11 protein-coding genes are annotated in these 15,095 nt (G+C 73.0%); 9 read left to right on the top strand and 2 right to left on the bottom strand.

Translation table 11 applies throughout. The annotated features are described in order from the left end of the window. The first annotated feature begins 180 nt into the window (after positions 1-180). The 9 genes from ABZ854_RS30375 to ABZ854_RS30335 all read left to right on the top strand — a co-directional run bounded on the left by ABZ854_RS30375 (position 181) and on the right by ABZ854_RS30335 (position 11,971). The gene (locus ABZ854_RS30375; RefSeq protein ID WP_361217089.1) at positions 181-780 is read left to right on the top strand and encodes a TetR/AcrR family transcriptional regulator; all 600 of its coding nucleotides are present in this window, start codon (positions 181-183) and stop codon (positions 778-780) included. 127 nt (positions 781-907) lie between these two features. Then, a complete protein-coding gene (locus ABZ854_RS30370; protein WP_361217086.1) occupies positions 908-3,151 on the top strand; it encodes an MMPL family transporter in 2,244 nt (747 codons plus the stop codon). A gap of 157 nt (positions 3,152-3,308) precedes the next feature. Then, the gene (locus ABZ854_RS30365; RefSeq protein WP_361217083.1) at positions 3,309-4,544 is read left to right on the top strand and encodes a nucleotide disphospho-sugar-binding domain-containing protein; all 1,236 of its coding nucleotides are present in this window, start codon (positions 3,309-3,311) and stop codon (positions 4,542-4,544) included. Continuing rightward, positions 4,531-6,039 carry an NDP-hexose 2,3-dehydratase family protein gene (locus tag ABZ854_RS30360; RefSeq protein ID WP_361217081.1) on the top strand — a complete coding sequence of 503 codons (1,509 nt, stop codon included), beginning with the start codon at positions 4,531-4,533 and terminating at the stop codon, positions 6,037-6,039. Before ABZ854_RS30365 ends, ABZ854_RS30360 begins: the two co-directional genes overlap by 14 nt. Before the next feature lie 59 nt (positions 6,040-6,098). Then, complete coding sequence (locus ABZ854_RS30355) at positions 6,099-7,319, top strand: nucleotide disphospho-sugar-binding domain-containing protein (protein ID WP_361217078.1); 1,221 nt, start codon at positions 6,099-6,101, stop codon at positions 7,317-7,319. A 55-nt stretch (positions 7,320-7,374) separates the two neighbouring features. After that, complete coding sequence (locus ABZ854_RS30350) at positions 7,375-8,478, top strand: polysaccharide pyruvyl transferase family protein (protein ID WP_361217075.1); 1,104 nt, start codon at positions 7,375-7,377, stop codon at positions 8,476-8,478. Next, complete coding sequence (locus ABZ854_RS30345) at positions 8,475-10,259, top strand: acyl-CoA dehydrogenase (RefSeq protein WP_361217073.1); 1,785 nt, start codon at positions 8,475-8,477, stop codon at positions 10,257-10,259. Before ABZ854_RS30350 ends, ABZ854_RS30345 begins: the two co-directional genes overlap by 4 nt. Then, on the top strand, positions 10,256-11,203 hold the full coding sequence (locus ABZ854_RS30340) for a 4'-phosphopantetheinyl transferase superfamily protein (protein ID WP_361217070.1): 948 nt from the start codon (positions 10,256-10,258) through the stop codon (positions 11,201-11,203). Before ABZ854_RS30345 ends, ABZ854_RS30340 begins: the two co-directional genes overlap by 4 nt. A gap of 162 nt (positions 11,204-11,365) precedes the next feature. Beyond that, the gene (locus ABZ854_RS30335) at positions 11,366-11,971 is read left to right on the top strand and encodes a response regulator transcription factor (protein ID WP_129308643.1); all 606 of its coding nucleotides are present in this window, start codon (positions 11,366-11,368) and stop codon (positions 11,969-11,971) included. A 2-nt stretch (positions 11,972-11,973) separates the two neighbouring features. Here the strand turns inward: ABZ854_RS30335 and ABZ854_RS30330 are convergent, their stop codons facing one another. After that, positions 11,974-14,370, bottom strand: a complete 2,397-nt coding sequence (locus tag ABZ854_RS30330) for a histidine kinase (protein ID WP_361217066.1) — start codon at positions 14,368-14,370, stop codon at positions 11,974-11,976. Then, the gene (locus tag ABZ854_RS30325) at positions 14,367-15,092 is read right to left on the bottom strand and encodes a hypothetical protein (RefSeq protein ID WP_361217063.1); all 726 of its coding nucleotides are present in this window, start codon (positions 15,090-15,092) and stop codon (positions 14,367-14,369) included. Before ABZ854_RS30325 ends, ABZ854_RS30330 begins: the two co-directional genes overlap by 4 nt. Positions 15,093-15,095: the final 3 nt, after the last annotated feature.

The following is a 15,095-nucleotide window of genomic DNA, read 5'->3' as shown; positions in this document are numbered from 1 at the left end:
GCGGGTCCGACACTCGTGACCGACGACACGTACGAAACGGTTTCGTTTCGTAGGGTGCTGCGGTACATTCATCACGTACCAAACCATGTCGTCCGACGATCGTGTCGTTCGAGTGCGGGACACGACGATCGTGTCGTTCGGACGCGGGACACCGGAGCGGGAGCGGGAAGGGAGAGGCGGATGACCGAGGTCGCCACCGGGCGCCGCAGTCGCATCACGCCCGAGCGCGAGGCCGAGCTGTACGCGGCCGTGCTCGACCTGCTCCGGGAAGTCGGCTACGACGCCCTCACCATGGACGCCGTCGCCGCCCGCACCCGCTCCAGCAAGGCCACGCTCTACCGCCAGTGGGGCGGCAAGGCGCAGCTGGTCGTCCGGGCCCTCAGACACATGAAGCGGGGCCACGCCGACGAGATCGACACCGGCTCGCTCCGCGGCGACCTGCACGCCCTCGTGGCGCAGGAGGACGACTGCGCGATGGAGCAGAACTCCGCGCTCATGCGCGGCGTCGCCATGGCGATGCACCACAACGACGACCTGCGCCAGGCCTTCCGCGAGCAGATCATCGACCCCGAGATGGGCGGCTTCCGCCAGGTCCTGCGGCGGGCCGTCGACCGGGGCGAGGTCCGTCCCGACTGCCCGGCGCTGGACTTCATGGTGCACATGATGGTGGGCGGTTTCGCCACCCGGTCGCTGCTCGACGACCAGCCGCCCACCCAGCGGTTCCTCATCTCGTACATCGACGCCGTCGTCCTCCCCGCCCTCGGCGTCCCCGTCTCGTAGAGTCCTTCGCCGAGAAGGCCTCTCCCCAGTTCCCCAGCAAGCCCACCACCTGACGTCACCGCTCACGTCGCCGGGCTGATCACCCCTGCCCAGAAGAACCCCACGACCTGACCGGGAGTACGCCCTCGTGGCCACGTTCCTCTACAAACTCGGCCGGCTCGCCTTCAGGCGACGGCACTTCGTCGCGCTGCTGTGGGTCGCGCTGCTCACCCTGGCCGGGGTGGGCGCCGCCACCGCGCCGACCGCCGGCAACACGTCCTTCTCCATCCCGGGCACAGAGGCCCAGAAGGCCTTCGACCTGCTGGAACAGCGCTTCCCGGGCGCCAGCGCCGACGGCGCCACCGCACGGGTCGTCTTCAAGGCGCCGAGCGGCGAGAAGATGACCGACCACGCCAACAAGGCGACCGTCGAGAAGACCGTCAAGGAGCTGAAGGCCGGCTCCGAGGTCGTCTCCGTCGCCGACCCCTACACCGGGCACGCCGTGAGCAAGGACGGCGCCATCGCCTACGCCTCGGTGAAGTACAAGGTCTCCGGCATGGAGCTGGAGGACTCCTCCCGCGACGCCCTGAAGGACGCCGCGCAGGACGCACGGCACGACGGGCTCACCGTGGAGGTCGGCGGCGACGCGCTGAACGCCACGCCCGAGACCGGCTCCAGCGAGGTCATCGGCATCGCGATCGCCGCCGTCGTCCTCGTCATCACCTTCGGCTCACTGATCGCGGCCGGGCTCCCGCTGCTGACCGCGCTCATCGGCGTCGGCATCGGCGTCTCCACCATCACCGCGCTGGCCGACGTGCTGGACCTGGGCTCGACCACGTCCACCCTGGCCTCGATGATCGGCCTGGCCGTCGGTATCGACTACGCCCTGTTCATCGTCTCCCGCTACCGCGCCGAACTCGCCGAGGGCCGCGAACGCGAGGAGGCGGCCGGGCGCGCCGTCGGCACCGCCGGGTCCGCCGTGGTCTTCGCCGGGCTCACCGTCGTCATCGCCCTCGTCGGCCTGTCCGTCGTCAACATCCCGATGCTGACCAAGATGGGCATCGCCGCCGCCGGCACCGTCGCCGTCGCCGTGCTCATCGCGCTCACCCTGATCCCGGCGCTCCTCGGCTACGTGGGCCGCCGGGTCAAGCCGGCCGGTGAGAAGAGCAGGCTGCTCGGCGGCGGCCGGGCGCCCAAGAAGCCCGGACGGCCCAACATGGGCACCCGCTGGGCGAGCTTCGTCGTCCGCCGCCCCGTCGCCGTCCTCCTGCTGGGCGTCCTCGGCCTCGGCGCCGCCGCCGTGCCCGCCGCCTCCCTCGAACTGGGCCTGCCGGACGACGGCTCCCAGCCGGTCTCCACCACCCAGCGCCGCGCCTACGACCTCCTCTCCGACGGCTTCGGACCCGGCTTCAACGGCCCCCTGATGGTCGTCGTCGACGCCAAGGACAGCGCCCACCCCAAGGCGGACTTCACCAAGGTCCGCGACGAGATCAAGGGCCTGAAGGACGTCGTCAGCGTCACCCCGCCGGCGCCGAACAAGGCGGGCGACACCGCGACCATCACCGTCGTACCGAAGTCCAAGCCGTCCTCCACCACCACCGAGGACCTGGTCCACTCGATCCGCGACAAGGGCAAGGACATCGCGTCCACGACCGACTCCGAGGTCCTCGTCACCGGCTCGACGGCGATGAACATCGACGTCTCCCAGCGCCTGAACGACGCCCTGCTGCCCTACCTGGCGCTTGTCGTCGGCCTGGCCTTCCTCCTGCTCATCGTGGTCTTCCGCTCCGTCCTCGTCCCGCTGAAGGCGGCCCTCGGCTTCCTGCTCAGCGTGCTCGCGGCCCTCGGCGCCGTCGTCGCGGTCTTCCAGTGGGGCTGGCTGTCGGGCCTGATGAACGTCGAGCAGACCGGTCCGGTGATGTCGATGATGCCGATCTTCATGGTCGGCGTGGTCTTCGGCCTCGCCATGGACTACGAGGTGTTCCTCGTGACCCGCATGCGGGAGGCCTACGTCCACGGTGAGAAGCCGACCCAGGCCGTCGTGACCGGCTTCCGGCACGGCGCCCGGGTGGTCACCGCCGCCGCCGTCATCATGATCGCCGTCTTCTCCGGCTTCATCGGCTCCAGCGAGGCCATGGTCAAGATGATCGGCTTCGGCCTCGCCATCGCGGTCTTCTTCGACGCGTTCATCGTCCGCATGGCCATAGTCCCGGCCGTCCTCGCCCTCCTCGGCAAGCGGGCCTGGTGGCTGCCGAAGTGGCTGGACCGCGCCCTGCCCAACGTCGACGTGGAGGGCGAGGGGCTGCGCGTCCCGGGCCCGGCCGACGGTCAGGACAACGGCTCCGGTTCGGGCTCCGACTCCGGTGGGGAGCGGGAACTGGTGCGGGCCTGACCGGTTCCGCCGCAACTCCGGGGCGAGCGCGTGCGGCGCTCGCCCCGGAGGCGTGTCCGCACACCGATCCCGCAGGTCGAGACGGGCTCAAGGACAGCTCCGGGGGGCGGTCCTAGCGTCGGGGAGCCAGCCGCCGTATGCGAGGAGACCGCACGAGATGCGCATCCTGTTCTCAACCTACGCCGCGCGCCCCCACGTCTATCCGCTCGTGCCGACCGCATGGTCGGCGATCGCGGCGGGCCACGAGGTGCGGATCGCCAGTACGCCCGCGCTCACCGACGCCGCAGAGCGCACCGGAATCCCCTCCGTCACGGTGGGCCGGGACATCGACGCGGCCGCCTGGTACGCCCGGGACGTCTTCCGGCCCCGGAAGGCGCGCCAGGACGAGCCGGACGACGCCGCCTGGGTGCGGGTCACCGACCAGCTCGCCCTCAAGCAGTTCAGCGTCGCCGAACACATGGTCGACGGGCTGCTGGAGTACGCCCGCGCGTGGCGCCCCGACGTCATCGTGCACGACCCGGTGACCTTCGCCGGACCGGTCGTCGCCCAGGTGCTCGGCATCCCCAGCGTCTCCCACCTCTACGGCATGGCCCGCCTGCTGCGCCTGGAGATCGCCGACCGCACGGGCACCGAGCCCAACCCGGAGTACCTGCGCCTGTTCGAACGCCACGGAGTCGAACCCCGCGTGGACCCCACGCTGTGGATCGACCCCTGCCCGCCGAGCCTGCGCTGGCCCGGACAGCGCGACATCGCCCGGCAGCAGATCCGGTACGTCCCCTACAACGGCCCCGGCGCCGAGCCCGACTGGCTGCTGCGCCCCGCGCGCCGCCCCAGGGTCTGCGTCACCTGGGGCACCTCGCAGCAGAAGAAGATGGGCGTCGGCGTCATCGAGACCTTCGGGCGGGTCGTACGGGCCGTGGCCGACCTCGACGTGGAGGTGCTGCTCACCGTCGGCGCCACCGAGCAGGACCATCTGCGCCACCTCGGGGAACTCCCCGAGAACGTGCGGCCCGTCGGCTGGGTGCCGCTGAGCATGCTCCTCGACGGCTGCGACGCCATCGTGCACACCGGCGGCACCGGCGTGATGATGACGGCCGCCGCGCAGGGCGTGCCGCAGGTCGGCATCACCAAGATCCCCGAGGGGCGGTTCAACGTCGACCGGCTCGAAGCCGTCGGCGCCGGCCTGCAGATCGACCAGGACCTCTTCGACGCCGGCCGCGAGGACGGCGGGCAGGCCGGGTCCGACGCCGTGCGCGAGGCGGTCGCCCGGATCCTGGACGAGCCCGGCCTGCGCAAGGGCGCCGCCGCCCTGCGCGCCGACATCGAGGCCCAGCCGCTGCCGGCGAGCGTCGTACCGGTCATCGAAGGACTGACGTCCGATGCCCGCGGCTGAGACGGCGCCGGCCTCGGCGGGGATGGTGCCGGTCCCGGCTGCGACGGGGCCGGCCATGGCCGAGCCGGCGACGGCCCCGGTCGGGACGACGCCCGCCCCGGGAGCCGTACGCGAGGCGCTCGCCCTGTCCGCGCTGGCCGGGGACAGCGCGGTCATGCCCAACGCCGTCTTCGAGCGGTGGTTCGCCGAGCGGCAGGCCCGTGAGGGGTTCACCGTGCGGCGGATCCCGCTGGAGGCGATGGACGGCTGGCACTTCGCGCCGGACACCGGGGACCTGCGGCACGACAGCGGCCACTTCTTCGCCGTCGAGGGACTGCGGGTGCGCACCGGCGACGGCGGGCCCGGCGCATGCTGGGAACAGCCGGTGATCAGCCAGCGGGAGATCGGCGTCCTCGGCTTCCTCGTCGCCGAGTTCGACGGCGTGTGGCACTTCCTGGTGCAGGCGAAGACCGAACCGGGCAACGTCAACACCGTCCACCTCGCACCCACCGTGCAGGCCACCCGGTCCAACCTGATGGGCGTCCACCAGGGGCGCGGACCGCACCACGCCGAGCACTTCGTCGCGCCGTCGGCCGGCCGGGTCCTCGTGGACAGCCTGCAGTCCGAGCGGGGCTCCTGGTTCCTGCGCAAGCGCAACCGGCACATGGTCGTCGTCGCCGACCCGCGCGACGTCGCCGGCCACGAGGACTTCTGCTGGCTCACCCTCGGCCAGATCCGTCGGCTGCTCGGGCGCGACAACCTCGTGTCGATGGAGGCGAGTTCCGTACTGGCCTGCCTGTCGTACGAGGTGGACGAGGCGGCTGCCCGGGACGGCTACGGCGCCGCCCTGCTGCGCTCGCTCGCCCCCGCCGCCCCCACCGTGCACAGCACACCCGCGCTCGTCAGCGCCGTCAACGAGATCAAGGCCCGCACCCGCGTGGAGCAGCAGAGCATCCCGCTGGCCGAGGTCGGCGGGGGCTGGCGGCGGGCCGACGGCGCCCTCGGCCGGTCCGACGGACGGTACTTCGGCATCACCGGCGCCGAGGTGTGGGCGGCCAGCCGCGAAGTCGGCCACTGGGCCCAGCCGTTGCTGGTCCCGGCGCCGGGCGGCGTCTGCGCCCTGCTGACCCGGGCCGTCGACGGAGTCCTCCACGTGCTGCTGCACGCCCGCAGCGAGGCCGGACTCCTCGACGTGGTCGAGCTGTGCCCCACCGTGCAGTGCACCCCCTCCAACCACCGGCACCTGCCCGAGCGGCAGCGCCCCCGCTTCCTGCGCGAGGTACTCGGCGCACCGCCCGCGCGCGTGCGGTACGACGTGATGGTCTCGGAGGAGGGCGCCCGCTTCGACCGGGCCGAGAACCGCTACCTCGTCGTCGAGGCGCCGGACGACCTCGGCGACGTACCCGACGACTACGTGTGGGTCTCCCTCGCCCAGGCCGGTGAACTCCTCGGCCGCGGCTACTTCCTGAACATGCAGGCCCGCACGCTGCTGGCCGCCCTGCACGCCGTCTGGTGACCCCAGCCCCCCACGACCTTCGCCCTCGCCCCTCTGCCGCGGAAGGACCGACCACCGCCATGCGCGCACTCTTCGTCACCTGGGCCGCCCCCGGGCACCTCTTCCCCATGGTGCCGCTGGCCTGGGCCCTCACGGCCGCGGGCCACGACGTGCGGATCGCGGCACCGCCCGCCTGCACGGACGCGATCGTCGCGGCCGGACTGCCGGCCGTCGCCGTCGGCCGGCCCGTCGACCTCAAGTCGGCCGGGAACAGGGAGGACTTCAAGGCCTGGTACGAGGGCACCTGGCCGGCCGGCTGGGCGACCCGCCCGGAGCTGCTGAACGACGCCCAGGCACGCACCCTGCGGGCCGCGACCACCCGGCAGACACTCGTCGCCGACGCCATGCTCGACGACCTCGTCGCGTTCACCGGCACCTGGCGGCCCGACCTCGTCGTCCACGACCCGCTGAGCCTGGCCGGCCCGGTGATCGCCGCCGTGTGCGGGGTGCCGAGCCTCGCCCACGGCTGGGAGGTCGGCACGGTCACCGGCACCGACCGCGACCCGCAAAGCGGCGACCAACTCCCGGAGTACTCTCGCCTGTTCGAAAAGTACGGGATGGAGCCGCGGCCCGCGACCGGCACCCTCATCGACCCCGCGCCGCCCAGCACCTCGCTCGGCGACTCCCTGCCCGTGCGCCGCGTCCCGGTGCGCCACGTCCCCTACAACGGGCCCGGCGCCGTACCCCCCGCCCCCACCGGACCGCGCACGGCACCCCGCATCGTCTTCACCACCGGGGTCGCCCTCAGCCGCACCGACACCGCCGCCGTCACCCGGGCCCTCGCCGACATGCTGGAGACGACCCGCGGCATGGACGCCGACATCGTCCTCGCCGTCGGGGGCGGACAGCGCGCGCTGCTGCCCCCGCTGCCGGACCGGGTCGAGGTCGCCGAGGCCGTACCGATGCATCTGCTGCTCGCGGGGGCGGACGCGGTCGTGCACCACGGCGGCGCCGGGACCGCCCTGGCCGCCGTGCACTGCGGCATCCCCCAACTGGTGCTGCCGCGCTCCCCGATCTACTCGGAGACCGGCCACCGGATCGCCGCGAGCGGCGCCGGCACTGTCCTCGTCGGCGACGACCAGCACCCCGCGACAGCGGCCCCGGCGCTGGCCGCCCTGCTGGGCGACGGGCCGCACCGCGCCGCCCTCACCGCGCTGCGCGCCGAACTCGACGCGCTGCCCAGCCCCGCCGAAGTCGCCCTCCACATCGACGACCTGCTCCGCATCCCCGCCGCCGTATGACGAGCGCCGAATGACGACCTCCCCTCCTCCTCCGCACCGAAAGACAGGTCCCGGCATGACCGCCACCTCGTATCTGATCGCCGCCGCGGGCATCCCCAACTACGGCGACGAGGCCATCGCAGCGGGCTGGCTGCGGCACCTCGCCCGCACCGACCCCGAACGGAACGTCGTCCTCGACTGCGTCGACCCCGCAGGCGCCCAGCGCACGCTCGGCGGTCTGCACCCGCGCGCCACGTTCACCGATACCCTGTGGCGGCTCTCCCGCGCCCCCGGCCGCCCCGGCCCCGCCGAGGCGGTGGCCAGGGTCGAGCGAGCCGTCCTCGCCCCTGACGCCGAACAGGACGCGGGGCTCAGGCAGTTGCTCGCCGCCGACGTCGTCCACCTGCTCGGCGGCGGCTACGTCAACGGGCTCTGCCCCCAGCACCTCGGCCTCGTCGCCGGGGCCGGCGCGGCCGTCCGCCGCTCGGGCGGCCGCGCCGCGCTCACCGGACTCGGCCTGTGGCCCGCCTTCGACGACGACGGCAGTGCGCTGCGGCACGCCGTGGAACCGTTCACCGTGCTCGACGTGCGCGACGAGGTCTCCCTGCGGGCCCTGGCCCGCACCGACGCCCGCTGCACCGGCGACGACCTCTTCCTCGACGCCGGCCCCCAGCTGTACCGGACGGGCGGGGAGGAGTTGCCGCCGGTGATGGTCTGCGCGCAGACCGTGGAACTCCTTGACTTCGCCGTCAAGACCGTCGAGGCGTGGGGAGAGGGCGGCGGCGACGGCGAGCGGATAGGCATCGTCGAGTGCGACCCCGGCGACGACCACGAGGTGTTCGCCGAGGCCGCCCGGCGCTGGCCCGCCGCCCGCACCTACAGCGCGGAATCACTGCTGACGGACGGGTTCCCGGCCACCGCCGGACAGACCTGGATCACCTCCCGCTTCCACCCGCACCTGGTCGCCGCCGCGGCCGGCGCCGCCGGTGTCGCCCTCGACCACGGGCCCGCCGGGTACTACGCCGTCAAGCACCGCTCCCTCGTCGAGTGCGGCTCCGGCTGGCGGATCAGCGGGGGCGCCGACATCCCGGAACGACCCGAGGGCACGGGCTTCTCCCCGGCCCGCCAGGAGGAACTGCGCACCATCAAGCAGCGCATCGCAGCGGAGATCCACTCGTGACAGCCGTTTCCGACCACGCTTCCGTGTCGGCCGCCGTTCCCGACGACGTCGCCCTGACGGGCGCGGCCGACGCCGGGGCCGAGCTGGAGCGGCGGCTCGGCGACCCCTGGGACGCGGCGAACCCGTACGGATTCCGGGCGCTGCTCCAGGCGGAGGAGCGGTCCGAACTCCTCGCCCCGGCCGAGGAGGTGCTCACCGCGTGCGGGTTCGGCGCGCGCCTGGTGCCGGCCGCCCTCGGCGGGCGCCTGACCCGCGCCGACGAACTGGCGCGGGCCGTGCGGCCCGTGTTCCGCCGGGACCTGGCGCTCGGGTTCGGGCACGGCATCACGTCGCTGTTCGCCGCGTCCGCCGTATGGGCGGCCGGGTCACAGGCGCAGCGCGCCCACCTGGCCGGCCTGCTGTGCGGCGGCGGCCGCGTGGCCATCGTGCATCACAACCTCGCCCACGGCAGCGCCGTCCTGCGCGGCGAACTCGCCGCGCGGCCAGGCCGGTCGGGCGGGTACGCCCTCAGCGGGCGCAAGGACATGGTGATCAACGCCGAGCGCGCCGACGCCCTCGTCGTCTACGCCCGCACCGCCGACGCCCCGGCCCCCGGTCGCGGCAGCCACTCCGTGCTCCTCGTCGACCCGGCCGGACTCCCGGAGGGCGCCGTACGCGCTCTGCCCCGCAAGGTCACCGGAGGCATGCGCGGCTGCCACTTCTCGGGCTTCGACTTCGACGGCTGCCCGGTCCCGGACGACGCCCTGGTCGGCGCCGAGGGTGACGGCGTACGGCTCGCACTGCGCACCTTCCAGCTCAACCGCGCGCTCATCCCGGCCGCCGCGATCGCCTCCGTCGATACCGCGCTGCGCGGCGCCGTACGGGCCCAACTGGGCAGTGGTCGCGCTGACTTCGGGCGCCACGGGCCGCTGCTCGCCGGCGTCTTCGCGGACCTGCTGGCCTGCGACGCGTTCGCCTCGGCGACGCTGCGTTCGCTCCACCTGCTCCCGGACAGCGCCCACCTGGCCGCCGCGGCGGTCAAGTACCTGGTGCCCGAACTGCTGCGGGACGACGTCGAGGCCCTCACCACCGTGCTCGCCGCCGACAGCACCGACGCGGCGCTGCCGATCACCCGCGCGCTGACCGCGAAGCTGTTGCGCGACCTGCCGGCCGCCGGCCTCGGGCACGCGGGCACCGCCGCCTGCCAGGCCGTCATCGCGCCCCAGCTCCCGCTGCTCGCCCGCACGTCCTGGTTCCGGGCGGCCGAACCGCCCGACGCCGTGCTGCGGCCGCGGGGCGAGCTGCCCCCGCTCGATCTGGGCGCGCTCGCCGTGGCCGGCGGCGACGACTTCCTCGCCGCCGCCCTGAACGCCACCGCGGGACGGCTGCGCGACCGCCGAGACCAGGGCGCCTACGAGCGGACGCTCGCCGCGTACGCGCGCGGCTTCACCGCCGAACTCTGGGCGCTGCACGACCGCTGCGCCGCCCTGCCGGCCGGCGCCCGGCCCGACCTGAGCAGCCCCGAGTGGTGCGCGCTCGTCGACCGGTACGCGCTGCTCTCGGCGGCCGGCGCGGTGCTCGCCCTGTGGGAACGCTGCCGTGACGACGGCACGTTCACCGGCGACCCGGCCTGGGTCCTGCTCGCCCTGAGCAGGCTCGCGGGCCGCCTCGGACTCGACCTGCCGGAACCACCGGAAGGTTGCGTGGCCCGGGTGCTGGCGGAGGTGGTGGCGCGGCTCCATGCGGGGACCGGCTACGACCTGCACCGCACGCCCCTGGCGGAAGGAGAGGACCTGCCATGACCGACACTGCCCTGACCGACCCTGCCATCACCGGCACCGCCCTGACCGACGCTGCCATCACCGGCACAGGCACCGGCACCACCGCGCCCGCCCTCGCCGTGGGCGAGCCCCTGTACGTCCCCAACATCGAGGGCCCGTGGGCCCCCGTCCGGCAGGCCCTGCGCTGGCACGGGCACGCGGTCGTGCACGGCCACTGGCAGCGCTGGCTGCCCGCAGCCCTCGCCGACCCCGATCTGCGCAATCTGCTCGGCGGCCGGGACTGGGAGCGGTTCAGCGGGCTGACCGACCCCACGGCCCGCTCCCGGTTCGCCGCGTCCCGGCTGCTGGTCCGGCACGCGGTCGGCGCGGCCCTGAGCGTCGATCCGGGGTCCGTCGAGCTGAGCTACAAACCGGGCGGTCGGCCCTACATTCGCGGCTGCGGCCAGATCGAGCTGAGCCTCAGCCACACCCGGGACCTGATCGTCGTCGCCCTCAGCGGACGCGGTCGGATCGGTGTCGACACCGAACTGTCCGACCGGCGCGTCCGCTACGCCGCCGTCGAGCGCAGCCTGTGCAGTCCGGCCGAACGCGCCCGGCTGGCCCACCTGGACGAGGCCGCCCGCAACCGGGAACTCCTGCGTATCTGGACCCTCAAGGAGGCCTACACCAAGGCGCTCGGGCAGGGCATGCGGCTCGGGTTCCACCAGTTCGGCTTCGGCTCCGACGGCGAGCTGTGCGGGCCCGACGGCCGGCCGGCCAGTCACGGCGAATGGGGATTCGGCACGCACTGGCTGCCCGACGGCTACCTCATCAGCGTGGCCCGGCAGGACGCGGGACTCGGCGACAGCGGCGGGGTCGACGGCGCCGACACCGGCGTCGCCACGATGCTCGACGAGGGGTTCATGGGCGAGATCGTGGAACTGCTCGGACCGGCGAACCGCCCGGCACCCGGCGGGGCGACCTGACCGGCGACCGGAGCGGTGAACGGCCCGGCCGACGGCTCGGCGGCGAACTTCCCGCGAGATGGCGGACCCGTGCGGACGCAGGTGCATAATCGGATCTCTGAACGCCGTCCACATGGCCGAGAACGACTCCTCGGCTCCATCGCGCCGAGTGGGGGACTCGACATGATCCGCATTCTCATCGCCGAAGACATGCACATGCTGCGCCGTGCCCTGGTCTCTCTGCTCGAACTGGAGGACGACCTGGAGGTCGTCGCCGAGCTGGCCTCCGGGGCGGAGATCGTGCCGACGGCGCAGAAGCTGCGGCCGGATGTCGCGGTCCTGGACATCGACCTGCCCGGCACCGACGGCATCACGGCGGCCGAGGCCCTGCACTCGACCGTGCCCGACTGCAGGGTGCTGATCCTCACCAGCCTGGGCCGCCCGGGCAATCTGCGCCGGGCGCTGTCCGCGCACGCCTCGGGCTTCATGCTGAAGGACGCCGAGCCGGAGCAGCTGTCCGAGGCGGTGCGCAAGGTGGCGGCCGGTGAGCGGGTGATCGACCCGCAGCTCGCGCTGTCCGCCCTGGACGCGGGGGCGTCGCCGCTGACCGAGCGGGAGGCGGAGGTCCTGCGGCTCGCCGCCGACGGCGAGGAGCCCGCCCAGATCGCGCACAAGCTGTACCTGTCGGCGGGCACGGTCCGCAACTATCTGACGACGGTCGTCACCAAGCTGGGCGCCCGCAACCGCGTCGACGCGATCCGCATCGCCCGGGACTCCGGCTGGCTGTGACCTCACGCCGCGACCGCCTCGCGGCCGAGGTCCAGGTCGAGACCGAGGTCGTCGGCGTCGTCCCGGGCCGGCGCGTGCTGCGCGTCGTGCGGCACCCGCGCCGTGAGGGTGAACGTTCCGCCACTGTGCGCGACGTCCAGGGTGCCGCCGAGCCGGCGCAGCCGGGTGGTGAGGTTGCCGATCCCGGAGCCGGCGTCGTCCGGGCGCGGATCGCCCGTGGCCGCACCGTCGTTGGCCACGCACAGCACGACCGTGCCGTCCGCGCCGTTCGTCCCGTCCGCCGTGGAGATGCGGCACTCCTGCGGCTGGCTGTGCCGCAGCGCGTTCGTCAGGGCCTCGCGCAGCACCGTCGCCAGCACCGTGTCGGCGGCGGCGCTCAGCGGGGCCGTGTGGCCGAGGTCGAGGGTCGCGCGGATCCCGGCGGCCGTCAGCATCGAACGGGCCGAACTCGCCTCGTCCGCCAGTGACATGGGGCGGTAGCCGCGAGCGACCGTCCGTACGTCGGCGAGCGCCTGCCGGCTCGTCGTCAGCACGTCCCCGATCTCCGCGCGCGCCTGCTCCGGCCGGCGCACGGCGAGCCGTTTCGCCAGCTCGCACTTCAGCGTGATCGTGGACAGGCTGTACCCCAGCAGGTCGTGCAGGTCCCGCGCGAAGCGCAGCCGTTCACTGACGACGGCGAGCCTGGCCTGCTCGGCCCGGGTCCGGTGCGCCTCCTCGACGAGGTCCCGCAGGCGCGAGAGGCCGTAGACGACGAGACCGGTCATGGCGGTCATGAAGAGCTGGTAGGAGAACTGGGCGATGTCGTGGAGGCCGAGTTCGTAGAGGATGACCTGGTTGCCGAGGACGACGCTTGTGTAGGTCAGCCAGGAGAGGGGCCGGGGGAGGACCATCAAGGCGGTGCCCGCCGCCATGCCGGCTGCGTCGGACCAGGCGACGCCGTAGTACGCGAACGGGACGAAGGCGAGCAGCAGCTGGGCGATTAGGACCATACGTCGCACCAGGCCGCTACGGGCCGTGGAGAACATCTGCCAGCACTGGAGCACCACGCCCGCAGTGACGATGACGGCCGCGAGAGCCAGGCGGCCTCCGCTGACACCGTTGCCAGACGTGACGGTGACGCCTTGCAGGAGGTAGGCGGCCAGAATCCCGACAGTCAGGGCCGTGGCGGTCCGGACGGCGGGCACGGTGGCCCGGTTTCCGTTCCACGAACCGGAGATGGCTGTGGGCTCCACGAGGTCGTCCTCGGAGACGACGGGGACCCGGACGACGAGATGGAACCAGCCGCCGCTGCGCCGCGTGACCAGGGTGCCGGAGAGCCGCTCGACGCGATCGGTCAGGACGGCGAGGGTTTTCGAGTCGCCGCCGTCACGGTCTGTCCCGTCCCGCACTCCGTCGTTGAGCACCTTGAGTGTGATGGTGCCGCCGCCGGCCGACACGGCGACGGAGACGGTGCAGCGCTCGGCCTCGCTGTGCCGCAGCACGTTGGTCACCCCCTCGCGCAGCACGGTCGCCAGCGCGGTCTCGGTGGCGGGGGCGAGCCGGGGAAGTTCGGTCACACGCAGCGTCGTGCTGATGCCGTCCGCGGTGAGTACGGAGCGTGCCGACTCCAGAACCTCGGTGAGTGAGAGGGGCCGGTAGCTTCGGGCCACCGAGCGGACGTCGGCGAGGGCCTTGCGGCTGGTGGCGAGCATCTCGGTGATCTCACTGCCGGCCTGCTCCGGGCGCCCCGGCAGAAGCCGGGCGGCGAACTCGGACTTGAGCGTGATCGTGGAGAGGCTGATGCCCAGCAGGTCGTCGAGGTCACGGGCGAAACGCAGGCGTTCGGCGGCGACCGCCTGCCGGGCCAGTTCTCCGCGGGCGCGGTGAACGGCGGCGAAAAGGCGGTGGTAGCGCGAGAAGCCGTACAGAATGGCGACGTTGAGAGCCACCTCCACCAGACCGTACAAGTAGTCGTAACTGTCGCCCACGATCACGGACGCCCACATCATGCCGGCAATCGCCACCAGGCTCACCGGCCAGGCGACCGCGGGTGACAGCAGCAATAGGGCCGAGGCGGCGAAGAGCTGGGGCATGCCGAGGAAGGCCTCGCCGAACAGCAGCATCGGCGCGAAGGACAGGACGGCCTGCACGGCCAGCGTCAGGTACCGGGCTCTGTACGGCAGCCGGAACAACTCGGGGAAGGAATGGCACAGCTGGAGACCGAAGAGCAGGACGAAGCAGGCTCCGGCGAGCAGCAGACGGCCTCCCGACGGACGCTCGTCGACGACGAATGCCATGTCGATGGCGCAGAACCCGAAGGCCAGCGCGGCCGTACCGGCCACCGACAGACGTACCGGCGTGTCTTCGCGCACCGTCCGGATCAGATCCGTGGCCCGGTCGGCCATGGTCGTGCGGCTCAACGTTCCCCCCGCCTGTGCTCTTCGAGCGGACTGGTCACTCCGCCCAGGCTCTGCCAGCCTAGCCGGGCGCTTTGCCGAGTTGAATTGCCGGAATCGGCCTTGACCTGTGGTTTAGAGTCCCACAACAGAAACTTTGCTGCATGCAAATAGGCCACCGCGGCTAGTGCCACCGGTGTGGTGGGCAGCGTGTGGCGGTGGCGGAGACCGGAGAGTAAGGCCAGGGCGTGCGGGCCGTGGAACTCCGCGCGGTAGCGCGAGGCCGCCGACTCCAGGGACGCTCCGTAAGGGCGGCGGAGTACCGTGCCGACCAGCCCGAGCGCCGGTCCGGACACGGGCTCCAGTGGGCGAGGGGCGAGTCTCGCTCCCGAGCGGACGGGAACGAACGAGAGGAGCGGCCTGCCACCCGCCTCGAGGGTGCGGACCGTCAGCCCGCCCAGCTTCTGAAGGTCTCCGGCGAGTTTCCGGGCCGTGGGGCCCGGCTTGGTCTCCGGGGTGTCGTACTCGGGGAAGTCGGGCACCACATTGCGCAGGGTGACCGCCCCGAGCTGCATGCGCCGCACTGCCTCGCGCAACTGCTCGCTGGGCGCCTCGATGCGCAACCGCTGTCCTGCCCGGCACAGGACAAGGGGCGCGCCCGGGCCGGTACCGAGGTCGACCTCGATGTCCTCCAGCAGGGACCAATATTCGGCGAGTTGGGGAGCGCCGAGGCTGCTGATGCTCATGGT

This window comes from Streptomyces sp. NPDC047028 (genome assembly GCF_040644095.1).
Classification (GTDB): Bacteria; Actinomycetota; Actinomycetes; order Streptomycetales; family Streptomycetaceae; genus Streptomyces.
Note: the sequence above shows the minus strand (reverse complement) of the source record. Positions and strands in the feature narration are given on the sequence as shown.

Coding starts and splice junctions, on each gene's coding strand:
- ABZ854_RS30355 (WP_361217078.1), top strand. CDS start 6,099: ATGCGCGCACTCTTCGTCACCTGGGCCGCCCCCGGGCACCTCTTCCCC.
- ABZ854_RS30365 (WP_361217083.1), top strand. CDS start 3,309: ATGCGCATCCTGTTCTCAACCTACGCCGCGCGCCCCCACGTCTATCCG.
- ABZ854_RS30375 (WP_361217089.1), top strand. CDS start 181: ATGACCGAGGTCGCCACCGGGCGCCGCAGTCGCATCACGCCCGAGCGC.
- ABZ854_RS30350 (WP_361217075.1), top strand. CDS start 7,375: ATGACCGCCACCTCGTATCTGATCGCCGCCGCGGGCATCCCCAACTAC.
- ABZ854_RS30360 (WP_361217081.1), top strand. CDS start 4,531: ATGCCCGCGGCTGAGACGGCGCCGGCCTCGGCGGGGATGGTGCCGGTC.
- ABZ854_RS30340 (WP_361217070.1), top strand. CDS start 10,256: ATGACCGACACTGCCCTGACCGACCCTGCCATCACCGGCACCGCCCTG.
- ABZ854_RS30335 (WP_129308643.1), top strand. CDS start 11,366: ATGATCCGCATTCTCATCGCCGAAGACATGCACATGCTGCGCCGTGCC.
- ABZ854_RS30325 (WP_361217063.1), bottom strand. CDS start 15,092: ATGAGCATCAGCAGCCTCGGCGCTCCCCAACTCGCCGAATATTGGTCC.